The organism is Winogradskyella sediminis (assembly GCF_003387355.1).
GTDB classification, from domain to species: Bacteria; Bacteroidota; Bacteroidia; order Flavobacteriales; family Flavobacteriaceae; genus Winogradskyella; species Winogradskyella sediminis.
In genome coordinates this window covers 70,936-85,123 of record NZ_QUNH01000004.1, presented here as the reverse complement: position 1 = coordinate 85,123, position 14,188 = coordinate 70,936, and the positions used below count along the sequence as shown (strand labels likewise).

16 protein-coding genes are annotated in these 14,188 nt (G+C 33.6%); 13 read left to right on the top strand and 3 right to left on the bottom strand.

All coding sequences use genetic code 11. From position 1 onward, the window contains the following. The first annotated feature begins 216 nt into the window (after positions 1-216). The 13 genes from C8N41_RS15015 to C8N41_RS14955 all read left to right on the top strand — a co-directional run bounded on the left by C8N41_RS15015 (position 217) and on the right by C8N41_RS14955 (position 9,784). Positions 217-777 (top strand): hypothetical protein, encoded by a 561-nt coding sequence (locus tag C8N41_RS15015; RefSeq protein WP_115839878.1) that lies wholly within the window; start codon positions 217-219, stop codon positions 775-777. After that, entirely contained in the window at positions 774-1,217 is a 444-nt protein-coding gene (locus tag C8N41_RS15010; protein WP_115839877.1) for a hypothetical protein, read from the top strand. The genes C8N41_RS15015 and C8N41_RS15010 overlap by 4 nt, the downstream gene beginning before the upstream one ends. 280 nt (positions 1,218-1,497) lie before the next feature. Next, on the top strand, positions 1,498-2,049 hold the full coding sequence (locus tag C8N41_RS15005) for a hypothetical protein (RefSeq protein WP_092446779.1): 552 nt from the start codon (positions 1,498-1,500) through the stop codon (positions 2,047-2,049). Positions 2,050-2,073: 24 nt separating this feature from the next. Further along, complete coding sequence (locus C8N41_RS15000; RefSeq protein ID WP_115839876.1) at positions 2,074-2,550, top strand: helix-turn-helix domain-containing protein; 477 nt, start codon at positions 2,074-2,076, stop codon at positions 2,548-2,550. Continuing rightward, a complete protein-coding gene (locus tag C8N41_RS14995; protein WP_115839875.1) occupies positions 2,550-2,999 on the top strand; it encodes a hypothetical protein in 450 nt (149 codons plus the stop codon). The genes C8N41_RS15000 and C8N41_RS14995 overlap by 1 nt, the downstream gene beginning before the upstream one ends. A gap of 147 nt (positions 3,000-3,146) precedes the next feature. Next, entirely contained in the window at positions 3,147-4,991 is a 1,845-nt protein-coding gene (locus tag C8N41_RS14990; protein ID WP_115839874.1) for a PLP-dependent aminotransferase family protein, read from the top strand. A 486-nt stretch (positions 4,992-5,477) separates the two neighbouring features. Next, entirely contained in the window at positions 5,478-5,780 is a 303-nt protein-coding gene (locus tag C8N41_RS14985; protein ID WP_092446775.1) for an immunity 53 family protein, read from the top strand. Between the two features lie 144 nt (positions 5,781-5,924). Continuing rightward, positions 5,925-6,488: a TetR/AcrR family transcriptional regulator gene (locus C8N41_RS14980; RefSeq protein WP_092446774.1), complete on the top strand. Its 564-nt coding sequence runs from the start codon at positions 5,925-5,927 to the stop codon at positions 6,486-6,488. A 76-nt stretch (positions 6,489-6,564) separates the two neighbouring features. Next, entirely contained in the window at positions 6,565-7,128 is a 564-nt protein-coding gene (locus tag C8N41_RS14975; RefSeq protein ID WP_092446773.1) for a carboxymuconolactone decarboxylase family protein, read from the top strand. 84 nt (positions 7,129-7,212) lie between these two features. Continuing rightward, positions 7,213-7,539: an EthD family reductase gene (locus C8N41_RS14970; protein ID WP_115839873.1), complete on the top strand. Its 327-nt coding sequence runs from the start codon at positions 7,213-7,215 to the stop codon at positions 7,537-7,539. Positions 7,540-7,557: 18 nt separating this feature from the next. Then, on the top strand, positions 7,558-8,229 hold the full coding sequence (locus C8N41_RS14965) for a hypothetical protein (protein ID WP_115839872.1): 672 nt from the start codon (positions 7,558-7,560) through the stop codon (positions 8,227-8,229). A 49-nt stretch (positions 8,230-8,278) separates the two neighbouring features. Then, positions 8,279-8,923 (top strand): DsbA family oxidoreductase, encoded by a 645-nt coding sequence (locus tag C8N41_RS14960; RefSeq protein ID WP_115839931.1) that lies wholly within the window; start codon positions 8,279-8,281, stop codon positions 8,921-8,923. Positions 8,924-8,986: 63 nt separating this feature from the next. Next, a complete protein-coding gene (locus C8N41_RS14955) occupies positions 8,987-9,784 on the top strand; it encodes a haloacid dehalogenase type II (RefSeq protein ID WP_115839871.1) in 798 nt (265 codons plus the stop codon). A 99-nt stretch (positions 9,785-9,883) separates the two neighbouring features. On the opposite strand, the gene C8N41_RS14950 is transcribed toward C8N41_RS14955, so the two are convergent. The 3 genes from C8N41_RS14950 to C8N41_RS14940 form a co-directional block, all read right to left on the bottom strand. Beyond that, the gene (locus C8N41_RS14950) at positions 9,884-11,230 is read right to left on the bottom strand and encodes a hypothetical protein (protein ID WP_147298970.1); all 1,347 of its coding nucleotides are present in this window, start codon (positions 11,228-11,230) and stop codon (positions 9,884-9,886) included. 162 nt (positions 11,231-11,392) lie between these two features. Continuing rightward, entirely contained in the window at positions 11,393-12,748 is a 1,356-nt protein-coding gene (locus C8N41_RS14945) for a UDP-N-acetylmuramate--L-alanine ligase (protein ID WP_115839869.1), read from the bottom strand. Positions 12,749-12,778: 30 nt separating this feature from the next. Continuing rightward, the gene (locus C8N41_RS14940) at positions 12,779-14,185 is read right to left on the bottom strand and encodes a TolC family protein (protein WP_092446767.1); all 1,407 of its coding nucleotides are present in this window, start codon (positions 14,183-14,185) and stop codon (positions 12,779-12,781) included. Between the last annotated feature and the right edge of the window lie 3 nt (positions 14,186-14,188).

Below are 14,188 nucleotides of genomic sequence, written 5' to 3'. Positions count from 1 at the left end.
GTTATAACGCGTTTTCTAAAAAACTGTGCAAAAATGGAAATCGGTTCAGTTTTAATTTGAGACTAAGGTTTAGATGATGATCATCTGGATATAAATGGATAAGCTGTTCTAAATTTCCACGCTACAATTTGTCGCTTAAAAATTTTCTTAGACCTTTGTAAAATCTAAGACTGAGTGATTACACCCAGCCAAAGGTAAAACCTCTAAAATTTCTTAATGAGAAAACATAAAGCCATTCGATTTTTAATGGTCGCTACTGTTTTATTTACACAGGTTACCTTTTTAACCATGATTGTAAACGCGCATTACGAAACCAACGCAGCCATAATTATAGCCGCACTTGTTATTATACTTACCATCGTTTTTGGCTATCGCTACTTAGATTTACACCACGAAGATTACGCCTACGAAAAAATATCCGTCGTCATTTGGGTGCCAATCGGAGCCGTATTGTGTTACCTCTTAAATGTTCCTGGTGGTTTAGGCCCCATTTTAGCTATGGGCATTGTTGGGACAGTAGCGTCATTTTTACCATCTTTAAATAAAAAATCGAACTACTTACAACAACTACCAGCAAGCATTTATTGTGGCGCTTTTGTTGGTATGTCTAGTGCAGAAACCAGTCCTTCCCTTGGTTTTGCGCTTGCTGCAGGCACGCTTGCAGGTCTGTTTTTTATGATGTCTAAAAACTTATTTCTTGGTGTTGGCGGAAAATTAGGCACCATGGCATTTGCAGGTGTCATCACAGCAACTTTAATGTATGCGTTATTAGTATGAATACATTCATCCTCATCATCACCGGAATCTTAGGCGCCACAATCACCCACTTTGTTAGCGAGCACTTACGCTTTGGCGCTGTAAAAGCCTCTGCGTTACTATCGCTAATAGTTGGTCTGTTTTTTTATGCCTTTCCTAACGTACTCAATGGCTATTTAACCGAACACCTCCCTATTGTATTTGTTGGCACCTCTTTTATTGGGATGGTCTCTGCTAAAACCTTGAAAAGTTACACCTTGCTTGCCATAGCAGGAGCACTATTTACTGGGATTTACATTACGAAAAGCCATGTCTTTGATGGCTATGGAGGTGCACTTGGCGCACTTGCGTTTATTGCTTTAGTGACCACTATGGGTTTTGCTTTTGTGGTATCGAATTCAAATAAGATTAGGAGTAAGTTTGTTTTGGTTTGGCAGACGGTTTTTGGTTCTGGGGAATAGGGTTTTGATTGGTTTAGAATTTTATCCTATTATCGATAGATTTTCTACTTTTGATTTTGTAGATTTTAATAGTCATAAAGCATTTATATCCGAAAATGAATTGAAAAACACATAACATCTATAACCATTAACATCAGTAATAAGCTGAATTTCAATTACAAATTGAGTAGTAAAAATATAAAATTGTTAATATCTTGTTACACTTTTTAAATAAACAATTAGCTTATAATAAGGAAATCGTGTTAAATTTGTCAAAAAAATAAACTCACAGGTTGATTTAATGAAAATAATTAATACATTTGTAATAGTAAAAGAAAGTTTATTTTCGGTTCAATATGAAACTGAAAACTTAAATGAATTTGCTAAATGTTTTGAATTATGGAACGATCCTGTCTACTTAAGAGAGTTTTTCGAAAAAAACAAAGAAGACTTAGACAATGAATTTTGGAAGGGCATAACTATTGAAGAAGCAATTATTAAAACCCGAGAAGATGCTAGTCTTTTTGAAGAAGAATTACTTTATATAGCTGAAACCGGAAAAACTGAAAGACTTGAAACATTATCTACATTATTTGAACCCTTATCAAAAGGGATTATTGAAGAAAACTTTGAAAAAGACAAAGCTAAAGGGTTAAAAAGACGAAGTTGGCTACGTATATATGCCATAAGAATTGAAGCTAACTTATTTGTTATTTGTGGTGGAGCAATAAAACTTACAGCAACAATGAATGAAAAACCCCATTTACTATTAGAATTAGAAAAGTTAGAATTCACTCGCAATTATCTACAAAATGGAGAAGACGAAAATTTAGATTTCGTTGAATTGAAATGAATTAAATCAACCAAACAAATACTAATGAGTATTAAAAACATAAAAAACAGACTTCTAGAATCTTCAAAACAAGACAATACTTGGGCTGAAAGAGCAAAGTACAGAAAAGAGAATAAAGCTTGGCTTGATATTTCTTTTGCAATAGCTGTAAAGGTAATGTCTGCAATTAAAACAAATAAAACTTCTAATACTTTTCCAAAAACTCAAAAAGAGTTGGCACAAGCATTAGGTTGTTCACCACAGTACGTTAACAAAGTTTTGAAAGGAACAGAAAACTTACAATTAGAAACTATCACTAAAATTCAACAAATTTTAAATATTAATTTAATTGAGGTTCCCGAATTTCAAACAACGGTTCATGTTCAAGTTGAGGAATATAAACAATACAATAAATCTGATGAATCAGTAAACGTAGAATCAAGTCTTTCAAATTATGAAGAATTGTTCGGCGCATATTCTTATGAGAATGAACCAGATTATTATCTAAAATTAGTTGCATAATGGCAGAAGAAAAAAATAAAGTTGGCTTTGCATTAAAAAAAATTACAACTGAACAGTTTGCTATTATTGAATCCTCTTATAAAGAAAGTGAAATTGTAGAATTAAAAGCTGGATTAAAGTTTGGGATTAATTTTGATAACAATATTATTTCAGTTGTTTTTTCAACAAGTTTAATTCAAGAAAAGTCACCCTTTTTACTCATTGCGGTTGGCTGTCATTTCAATATTAACATCGAAGCTTGGAACAGTTTCTATAATGAATCAAAAACTGAATTAATAGTACCAAAAGGTTTTATTAGTCATTTAGTAATGTTAACTATTGGAACAACTAGAGGAGTTTTACATAGCAAAACAGAAAACACACCATTTAATAAGTTTTTACTTCCCACATTAAACGTCAATGAATTAGTTAAAAAAGATGTAGTTTTTAAAGCTGAAAAAACTAAATAAGAAACGACTTTAACTAGCTAAAAACGGAATTTATAATCTCTGAAACTCAGAAAAAACAGCTTTTAAAACCCATTATCAAAACGTCATGTTAAACCTTCTTCATCCATCCAATTAATCCATATTTTTGCATATTGAAAATTGAGAATTATGCAAGACAATAAAACCCTAAATTACATAAAAGACGTTCTAAAGGATATGCCAACAGACTGGTTAAACCTAACCACGCATCGTTTAGATATTTACAACGAAAAGTTAGCTAAAACACAGTTTTTAGATGCGTTTGAAAACCTATATAAAAACAATAATTCAGATCCTTCAGCATTAAGCGAATTACCAACCGCTTACGATTATATTCGTTTAGGGCATCCGTTATCTTGTATTCTAGAATGGGGAATTGCGAATTTAAACGACATTAAAGCAGACAACGTGATTAGTTTTTCGTCACAAACGGTACCTGTGTTGGCTATTTTAAGAACAAATTTATTAGAAAACAAAAAGACCCAAATTGTATATACAGGCGAACTTCCAGAATTTTTCGATGCTGAAATCATCAAGCAGGTTTATGGTTATCATTTCGATGTCATAAAGGTAGATAGTGCAGATGCTATTTTAGAGTTTAACGGCAGTACTGTTTTTATCTCGCAGCAAGAGGACATTTCACATCTTGAGGACAATGTGAATATTGATTTTTATATCAATCTTCACGCACACCTTGGAAGTGTACTCATCGTGAATGGCAGTCACAACGATCATTATATTTCAGATATTCAGCATGTGAGACGTCGTGAAACGATTGCGATGACTCCATCAAATTGTTTAGTCGCTTTAAAAGCCTTAACAGCACATACTGCAATTACTAATTTAGACCATCATTTTGAAGCCAATAAAGCAAGTGTTTTAAACTCCATTAAGGAAATTAACGGCACAACGTCTCAGCCGTTAGTCGGTTCTAGCGGATTGTCGGTGCAGTATGCTATTATGATGGGCTTAGTGGACTATGCTTTAGAACACCATAAAGGTAAAGCGATTAAATTTGTGGTACCACCAAATTGTTATGGAGGCACCAATGACCAAGCCAGACGTGTGGCTGCCTGTTTAGATAATGTGGAAGTGGTAGATTTACCAGTAGATGGTGATAATGATATGGTGCAAAGTATCCACACCGTTTTAGACAAAATTGCACACGAGGACGCGATTCCTTATATCATTGCAGAAATCCCAACCAATCCACGTGTTGAAGTTCCGGATTTACAAAAATTAAAAGAAGCGTTGAGCGAAGAACGTAGAACCGCTTCTGGAGACATCGCGATTGATCCTGTGTTTATATTAGATCAAACCTTTTGTCCTAATGTGCACTTTTTAGGAGAAGGTGAAATATTATCTACCATGCGTACCATTTCTTATGCTAGTGGTTCTAAATTCCCTAGTGGTGGAAAATGCACGGCTGGTTATATTGTAGGAAATGCAAAAGTAGATGCTTTAATGAGCAAAATAGCATTGCATTTGACGCTTTGCGATAACGAAGCGACTGCGCTTCAATATGAGATTTTGGCCAAGCAATTACCATCTATGAATCAGCGTATTGCAGAGGCTTATAAAAACACGCGTGAGTTTGTGAATTTTATTCACGATACTTTACCAGAAGCGAAAATCAATTTTGTGTCCGAAGAATTGGCAGCACAAGGCTTTACACCTTCGGTATTTTCATTAGATCTTCCTACAAAAGGAAATACACCTGAAGAAAAAGAAACGTATAAACGTGCTTTGAATCATAGATTAATCCATTTAATGATTACCGAAATTCCTAACGAAAGCAAATACTGCGTGAGTTACGGCCAGTTAAAAGGCTGTTATTGGACGATTCCGGCGACCTCAACGCAAGGCACCACAAAAGAAGGTGACAAAGATTATATTGCACGTGTGTCTTTATCACCAGATATGGATTTGGAAAAGCATAAAGCAGTGTTTTTGAAATTTGTTTCTGAGATTTAACAGATTCCTAATCATTAATTATTATTTACTAAAACAGCCTTGTCCTGCAAGGTTTTGAATACCTTGTAGGTCTGTAAAGCTAACACACTATACCTACAAGGTTAAAAAGAAACCTTGCAGGATATTCTGTTCTTAGCGCGTCAGTTCGAGTGTTTAGTTATTCAAAGTAGAACGACGAATAAATAAATGTATCGAGAACCATTGGGTTTACTATAGGTTCTCGATACAATTTTTCAAAAAGGAAAAATCACTCGAACTGACGGAAGTTGTAAATAAAAAATACAAATGGCTAAACACTCCACAATCGTCAGTTCGAGTGTTTAGTTATTCAAAGTGCAACGACGAATAAATAAATGTATCGAGAACCATTAGGTTTACTATAGGTTCTCGATACAATTTTTAGAAAAGGAAAAATCACTCGAACTGACGCACGTATTATCGAACTGACGTAATAACAAATAATCAACTTCAATACCTTATAAAACAATGGAAATTTTAGAATGGATACAGAATTGGCTTCAAGACAATGCCGATGGTGAATGGGAAAAAGGCGATGCCATTCAAATTACCACTTTAGATGATCCTTTGGGCTGGGATGTAGAAATTGATATTTCCAATACGTCTATTGCGAATTTAGAAATTAAATGGATTCTCAATGAAAATGGGAAACAAGATTGGTATGGAGTAAAAATTCAGAATAGAAGATTTAGAGCCGCTGGTGATGCTAGCAAACTAACCTTTTTACTTAATTTATTCAGAGAGATGATAGAGAAAATTGAAAATGAATAATTCACATTTTCAATAATCAGCGACATTTTATTAGACCTTGGTATGAGGTTGAAACAACGAAAGTTAACATTCAAAACCCAAATTAACGTTAAATATTTTTACATTTCTAACCGATTGTTTAGTTTTGTAATGTAATTAGAAATAATGGCTAGAAAGAAACAATATAACGAAGACTTGGTGGTCGAAAAAGCGATGAATCTTTTTTGGAAGAATGGCTATGAAGCGACATCTATGCAAATGCTTGAAAAAGAAATGGGCATTAATAAGTTTTCTATTTATTCTAGTTTCGGTAATAAACACGGGCTATTTCTCGAAAGTTTAAAGCGATATAAATCGAGAGTTAACGATGTACTTGTAAAATTAAAAAATGGAACAAAAGGTGTTGAAGACATAAAACAATTCTTCTATGATTCCATAAGTTCTAATTTTAAAACAGGAAATCAAAAAGGGTGTTTTGTAACCAATACCTACTATGAGTTCTCTGAAAACGAAGACCAACTTATAAAAGAGCAAATGACTTCCTTTATGGAAAACTTAAAAAGTATAATTATAGACAAATTACGCCTAGATCCTTTAAAAGACGAAGCGACCATTACAAAACAAGCCAATTATTTACTCTTAGCAAAACATGGTTTAGCAGCTGCAGCAAGAGTGAATACTAAAGAGGAAATTGAGGATTATATTGAAATGACCTTCAAAAATTTATAACCCTATTTTTTTACACAATAACTAAACGAACGTTTAGAATTAATTAACAGAAACACATTAAATAAAAAAGAAAATTATGACAACTTTAAAAATTCACGACATTGAATCTGCGCCAGAAGGTAGCAAATCACTTTTAGAAAACTCTCAAAAATCTTTTGGTATGATTCCTGGATTACATGGCGTTTTAGCGAGTTCACCAAAAATATTAGAAGCGTACCAAACTTTACACCAATTATTCGTAGACTCGTCATTTAACGAAGAAGAATTAACAGTAGTATGGCAAACCATTAATGTAGAGCACGCTTGTCATTATTGTGTACCTGCACATACAGGCATCGCTAAAATGATGAAAGTTGATGATGCCATTACGGAAGCCTTGCGTAACGAAACACCGTTAGAAAGCTCAAAATTAGAAGCTTTACGTACTATGACATTAACTATTGTTAGAAATCGTGGTTATGTTACACAAGACGATCTTGATGCATTTTATGCTGCCGGTTATGGTGAAGCACAGGTCTTAGAAATCATCTTAGGTTTATCTCAGAAAACAATAAGTAACTATGTTAACCATATTGCAAACACACCAGTAGATGCTCCATTCCAAAAATTTGAATGGTCTAAAGAGAATGTGGTAAAATAATCCCTATAAAAAGCCACATATTGATTGATAGCAATAAACCTTCCGTCTTTTCGGAAGGTTTATTAACTTTAAAAATTTAGAATTGTGATTAAAGTATCTGTAATGTATCCGAACGGCAAAGATGTTCAGTTTGATACACATTATTATCAGAATAAGCATTTACCAATGGTAACAAAACTCGTTGGTAGTGCCCTAAAAGGTTTAGAATTAGATTTAGGAATTGCAAGTAGGGTTCCTGACGAATCTGCACCTTATGTCGCTATTGCACATTTACTCTTTGACGATGTAGCGTCTTTCCAAGAGGCTTTTGGCCCTCATGCAGCAGCCTTTGCTGCTGATGTAAAAAACTATAGTAATGTGCAGGCGGAACTACAAATAAGTGACTTGATTATTTTTAAAACAAAAAACTAGAAACGATAAAGGTGTTTAATGAAGATTGAAGGGGAACCCATAAAACAAATAGCAAATAAAAGTTTTAAAGAAGTTTTTAGAACCAGTACGCAAGCGCATGGCTTTGTAAACCTAGTTTTTAAAAAAAAGAACATAACCCCTTACCAATTCAGGTCAATTATGATAAACCTGAAAAAGGAATTATCAAAACTTAGTGTTTCAAAATTCAACAAAAAGTTAAGTTATCATTGGCTAGTTCGATTTGATCAGCAGGTAAGCACACCTTTTCATGTTGATAATGCTTCGGAGCAATCTATACTAATTCTAGGTTATGAACCTAGTAATATTAAAAGTGAACTGCATATAGCGGATTATTATTCTTACGCTAATGAAGCCTTTGAAACACCTGAAGATTATTTTAATAATTTTTCACCTGTTTTTAAAGATAATGAGGGTGTATTGTTGCCTTTCATTTCAAAAATAAAGTTAGCTAATAACGATAATTATTCTATAATTATAATTAATAATAGCAGTCCAAAATTGGATATCGAGACTTTAGGTGTTTTTCATAAAGCTTTAATTATAAAGGAGGATTTAAGCACAAGTAGAATCGTAAATTCTATGGTTTTAAATCTTGTGTCAAAAGATAAAATCACAGAAGATCAACAAAAAGAAAATAACTTTCTAAACACTAATCTCATTAGTAAATAAATTGATTAGTGTTATAGAAATCATTAAAATTCAATTAAAAAATAAAGTTATGACTAATAAATTAAAAATAGATATCGTTTCAGATGTGGTCTGCCCTTGGTGTACCATAGGATACAAACGTTTGGAAAAAGCAATTTCAGACTTAGGCGTAGCAGACCAAATCGTTATAGAGTGGCACCCCTTTGAGTTGAATCCAAATATGCCCACAGAAGGGCAAAATATCATTGAACATATCTCAGAAAAATACGGTTCTACACTTGAGCAACAAAGAGCATCACAACAACACATGGTTGATGCTGGTGAAGAATTAGGATTTAAATTCGATTATTTTGATGACATGCGCATTGTTAACACCTTTGATGCTCATGTTTTACTAAACTATGCAAAAGCGTTTAACAAGCAAACGGAACTAAAAATGGAGCTTACAAAAGCTTATTTTAGTGACCGTAAAGACGTTTCAAAAAAAACAATCTTAAAAGAAGCTCTTTTAGCAGTGGGCTTAAATGCAGAGGAAGCCTTACAGACCTTAAATGATGAAGAGGTACGTAAAGCCGTTAGAAGCCAACAGGATTACTGGAAACATCTGGGAGTGAACTCTGTTCCTACTATAGTATTTAATAGAGAAAGTGCCGTTACAGGAGCACAACCTATAGACACTTTTAAACAAGTACTTTCTGAATTAATTGCGGAATAAAGCACTCTATAAATATCTAATTAATACGATTAAGCTCATTTATTCACCTCTCTAAAGCGACTAATGAAAAACAACAGAAGGCATTTTATTAAAAACTTAGGAATTATGGGAGCAACAGGAATGTTGATGCCAAATTTAGTTCTAGGAAACCCTCAAAAAAACATAAATATGATGACAAATCAAACACGACCTAAAGTATTATTTTTTGATGTTAACGAAACCCTATTAGACCTCACCCAAATGAAAAAACAAGTTGGTGAGGCATTAAACGGCAGAGAAGATTTATTAGCGCTTTGGTTTACAACCATGCTTCAATATTCTTTAGTAACGACAGCAAGTGGACAATACGAGCATTTTGGACATATAGGAGCTGCAGCATTACAAATGGTAGCCGCTAATAATAATATTTCAATTTCTGAAAAAGAAGCACGAAACGTCATTGTGAATTCGTTAAGAGGGTTACCAGCACATCCAGACGTAAAACTAGCCTTAACACAATTAAAAGCAGATGGTTATAAATTGGTGTCTTTTACAAATTCATCAAACGAAGGAGTTAAAAAACAATTCGAAAGTGCTGGATTAACCGAGTTTTTTGACGAACGTTTGAGTGTTGAAGATATCGGAAAATTTAAACCTTCTACTGATACTTATGCTTGGGCTGCACGTAAATTGAATATAAAACCCGAAGACTGTATGCTCATCGCTGCACATGGTTGGGATGTGGCTGGTGCTATGTGGGCAGGATGGAGAGCTGCCTTTATCAGTAGACCTGGTCAACAGTTATTTCCATTAGCACCAAAAACAGAAATTATAGAATCAGATTTACAAAAGGTGGCTGATATTTTGGTGACTTATAAATAAAGCATGAATTGAAAAAGAAAATGTTTTACTAAATGACAAAGGAGCTTCAATAAAGCTCCTTAGTTGCTTTAAAATCTTAAGCTTTGTAATTACAAGCACTCATTCAAAACGTTCCGTAATGCGGAACGGATACTTCTTTGTAATTCTATCTCTTTCTTCATAAAGTTTCTTATCACGACTGAATATATTTCTACGAATTACTGAATCTATCTTATCAAAATTTTCAGTTGCTCTCAATTCCCAAGCTGCTGTTTTATGGGCTGATAATACATTAATATAATCTTGATAGGTTACATTAACTCCATAAATGTATTCAATAATATATGATTCATTAATATGACTTTTGAGCTTTTCAGGGAGCATATGTAGTGGAACCTCACGATTATCTATTTTAATCCCTTCTGAAATATAAACGCTTAATGTATCTTGAAACTTCTGATCTTTATAAAAATCCCAACCTGGAATTCTAGGTGGTTTTCCTGTTCTTGGAAAAGCATCTTGTAAGGAAGGAGAAATACGTTTGTCTAATTCATTATTATAATAGCTTGCTGTCAATTCATCATTATTGGCAACTTCATAAACCAATCTCCATTGATTCATTTCTAAAAGTTGAAGTTCAAATTCTTTAATATACTTAACAGGTATATTTCTATTTGCGCGTAATCGTACTAGCGTTCGACTAGAATAATATAGGTCCTCATTAAAATCTAATATTAATTCGTATAATTCAGACCATTCAATTTGTTCATTTTCTTCGTTAAATAAGCTGACCCGATGCTTCGAATCAAAATCCATTTTAATGACTAAATTATCATAATGATTTCTACGATAGTTATCATTTAGGTATGCACTAGACGGCACATCCATTGTTGGGTTTGAAGCTATCATGGACGCATCCAATGACTTATAATCTACAAAATTAATACGACTAAGCATAAAAGTTAGCACTACAAAAACTATCAAATGAACACTTTGAATTTTCCAACGGTTATTTTTTATAACGGTTAGTAGTGTTTTCCATGTATCCAAATAAAGTACTATGACCAATAAGATTGAAGGCCATAAAAATGTATCGATAAATTTCGTCCCCATAAACTGAGAAGTAAAAACGCAAAACAAAAACCAAATTTTTGTAAACCAATGAAGAAAAGTTGCCCCTAAAAATGCTTGATCATTAAGAATTCTATTCCGCTTATTGTTTCTTCTTGAAAATGCTTTTTGAGACCTAGAAAACAAATAGCTAATTCCAATAGAATTTCCTATTACCATCGAAATTGCAGCGAAGAATAAATTATGTAGTTGTCTTTCAGATTCAGGAATTATAACGGGTCTATTCTCAAAATCAAGAAATAACATCCTATCCGTTTCTCGCAAAACATCATAAAAACCGTAGAGTATAATCGCAGATAATAATCCAATAATAACCGACAAAACAATTCTCTTCATAGAAATTGATTTGAAGTTTACATGTGCATCATAGAAAATACGATTGAATTTCATAAGTGATAAGTTCTAACATATCAGTCTTATAAAAAGAATAATTGTTACGTCCTACGATTTAATAACTAAATGATTATGATATTTTGTTACAGGATAAGAATGACGAATCTATTTAATCAAATTCTTCACCTCATCAAAATCCAAACCTCCATAATTCCCAGAACTCATTAATAACAACGATTTATTATCAAAATTTTGTTCAAATAAAAAATCTTTAAATGCTTCTGGATTCGTATAAATAATTAAATCATCGCGCTCAAAAGCATTAGCAATTTGGTCTTTTGTAACTTCCTCTAGTTTCTTAATTTCTACAGCATGTGGAGAATAAAATACCACAGCAACATCTGCAGCATCTAAAGCCCCTTTATATTCTTTTAAGAATTCGGCATTGAGGCTACTATAGGTGTGTAACTCTAAACACGCCACTAAAGTACGATCGCTGTATTGTTCTTTTACCGCTTTGGTTGTGGCTTCTACTTTACTTGGAGAGTGTGCAAAATCTTTATAAGCGACGCTTGACTTAGATTCAGCAATTTTCTCTAAGCGTTTGCTCGCGCCTTTAAAGGTTGAAATAGCTTCGTAGAAATCATCTTCATCAATGCCCATATGTTGGCAAATCCATTTGGCACCAGCTAAGTTATTTAAGTTGTGAGCTCCAAAGACTTCAATAGGCATTGGTCCTTCTGGAGTTTCTAATAAGGTTTCACCATCTTCAACCGTATATTCAGGTGTTTGATAAGCTATTTTTCTGATTTGATTTTCTGAAGCTTCCACTACACGTTTAACTTCCGGATCTTCTTCGTTATAATTAATACTTCCTCCTCTAACTATAGAATCAACGAAAATGCTAAACTGTTCTACATAATTTTCATAGGTAGGAAACACATTAATATGATCCCAAGCAATGCCACTTAACAAGGCGATATTTGGTTTATACAAATGAAATTTTGGTCGTAAGTCAATCGGTGAACTCAAATATTCATCACCTTCTAACACCATAAAATCATTCTCATCGGTGAGTTTTACCATCACATCAAAACCTTCTAATTGTGCGCCAACCATATAATCCACATCACGATCATGGTAATGCATTACATGTAAAATCATAGAGGTAATCGTAGTCTTTCCATGACTTCCTCCAATAACCACACGGGTTTTGTTTTTGGCTTGTTCGTATAAAAATTCAGGATAACTGTAGATTTTTAAACCGAGTTCTTGGGCTTTAAGCAATTCCGGATTATCAGCTTTGGCATGCATTCCTAAAACGATAGCGTCTAAATCTGAAGTAATCTTTTCAGGATACCAACCAAAAGCCTCAGGCAACAACCCTTTAGCATCGAGTCTCGATTTTGAAGGTTCAAAAATAGTATCATCACTACCTGTGACCTTATATCCTTTATTGTGAAGTGCCAAGGCTAAATTGTGCATTGCTGCACCACCAATTGCTATAAAATGTACGTTCATTGTATAATTTGTATACCGTAAAAATACTACTTATAATTCAGGATTTACAGCCAAACTATTAAAAAGCTTTGCTTTTGTCTTGAAGAATTTATTCTGAATTTCTATAGCTTTTAACTGACCATCAATAAGTTTAGACTCTCTTGAATTGACAAGAAATAACGAGCTTTCTCCAAGTTGAAATTTACGTTCCTCAGCTTGCAACATAAGCTGATAATCTGAAACCATATCTACAGTAATTGCAGTTTGAATGCTGTAGGATTCTAATTCTTGTTTTAAGGCTGAAATTTTATTTTGAAGATTGACACGTGTGGCATCAATCTCAAACTCCACATCTTGCTGTTTTAATTTTGCCAATTTTAAATCACCGCGTTCTTTTCTTAAAAATAACGGAAAACTCACATTTAATCCCCCTTTGTATTCTGCAGTATTAAAGGTTCTTGCAACATCGGGTGCTTCGGTTAAGAAATTATATTCCGCATTAATTTTTGGTAGCAATTTATTCGCTTTCAATTTAGTATCCACTTCTAAACCTTCTCGTTTATAGGTTAAAGACATCATTTTAGGATGTGTTTCTAATGGCATATCAGCAGTCCGTAATTGATTGATATTAAAAGTAGCATCCACTATTGGTGCTGTATTCACATCCGGAATCATATTGGGTTGCAACTCCACAGGTACATTATTTTCTAACCATAAAAAATTCGATAACTCTAAAGCCGTTTTTAATAATTTCACTTTAGCTTGTTCTAAACCAAGTTTTCTATTATTCACTGCAATGCGCGCTTCTGTAGCATCAATTTGGGCATTCTCGCCGACTTCAACTCCTTTAGCGACGCCTTTGTAACGCAACTCTGCATTGCCTAAAATATGTTCATATAACTTTAACTCATTATAGGCTTGCAACCAATTGAAATACACCAAAGAAGCTTCAAATAAAATATTGTTTACATAAATATCCCGATCAGCTTTTGCTTGTTCTCTATATAGCTTTGCTTGTTTTAAGGATGCCATTCTATTATTAATCCATAAGCCTTGACCAAAAGGAATAGCAACACCAGCACTATACAGTCCGTCGTCTGGCACATTGGATTCTGGATTTAAATAGCTGCCTTCGTTATCATCAAATGTTGCTTTTACCTCAACACCAAACCATGTTGGTATTTTAAACGTTCCGTTGAGCTTGTTATAATATTCTGTGTTTTTAAATTGCTTTCGACTGTAATCAACTTCAATCTTAGGATCAAAAGCACCACGTGACTTCATAAGTTTTGCTTGACTCTCGTCAATGACTAATTCCGCTTGCTTTACAATAGGATGAAATTTCTTTACAAACCCTAAGTATTCATCAAAGCGGAGGACATTAGAAAAATCTTCAGACTGCGAAAACCCAAAGCCACTAAAACAAACAGCCAGAATTATAAATAAACGATACTCCATTCT

Bases quoted from the DNA above. Each gene is read 5' to 3' on its own strand.
- C8N41_RS14940 (WP_092446767.1), bottom strand. From the start codon at position 14,185: ATGGAGTATCGTTTATTTATAATTCTGGCTGTTTGTTTTAGTGGCTTT.
- C8N41_RS14980 (WP_092446774.1), top strand. From the start codon at position 5,925: ATGGCTAGAAAGAAACAATATAACGAAGACTTGGTGGTCGAAAAAGCG.
- C8N41_RS14985 (WP_092446775.1), top strand. From the start codon at position 5,478: ATGGAAATTTTAGAATGGATACAGAATTGGCTTCAAGACAATGCCGAT.
- C8N41_RS14975 (WP_092446773.1), top strand. From the start codon at position 6,565: ATGACAACTTTAAAAATTCACGACATTGAATCTGCGCCAGAAGGTAGC.
- C8N41_RS14990 (WP_115839874.1), top strand. From the start codon at position 3,147: ATGCAAGACAATAAAACCCTAAATTACATAAAAGACGTTCTAAAGGAT.
- C8N41_RS15000 (WP_115839876.1), top strand. From the start codon at position 2,074: ATGAGTATTAAAAACATAAAAAACAGACTTCTAGAATCTTCAAAACAA.
- C8N41_RS14950 (WP_147298970.1), bottom strand. From the start codon at position 11,230: ATGAAGAGAATTGTTTTGTCGGTTATTATTGGATTATTATCTGCGATT.
- C8N41_RS14955 (WP_115839871.1), top strand. From the start codon at position 8,987: ATGAAAAACAACAGAAGGCATTTTATTAAAAACTTAGGAATTATGGGA.
- C8N41_RS14960 (WP_115839931.1), top strand. From the start codon at position 8,279: ATGACTAATAAATTAAAAATAGATATCGTTTCAGATGTGGTCTGCCCT.
- C8N41_RS15015 (WP_115839878.1), top strand. From the start codon at position 217: ATGAGAAAACATAAAGCCATTCGATTTTTAATGGTCGCTACTGTTTTA.
- C8N41_RS14965 (WP_115839872.1), top strand. From the start codon at position 7,558: ATGAAGATTGAAGGGGAACCCATAAAACAAATAGCAAATAAAAGTTTT.
- C8N41_RS15005 (WP_092446779.1), top strand. From the start codon at position 1,498: ATGAAAATAATTAATACATTTGTAATAGTAAAAGAAAGTTTATTTTCG.
- C8N41_RS15010 (WP_115839877.1), top strand. From the start codon at position 774: ATGAATACATTCATCCTCATCATCACCGGAATCTTAGGCGCCACAATC.
- C8N41_RS14995 (WP_115839875.1), top strand. From the start codon at position 2,550: ATGGCAGAAGAAAAAAATAAAGTTGGCTTTGCATTAAAAAAAATTACA.
- C8N41_RS14945 (WP_115839869.1), bottom strand. From the start codon at position 12,748: ATGAACGTACATTTTATAGCAATTGGTGGTGCAGCAATGCACAATTTA.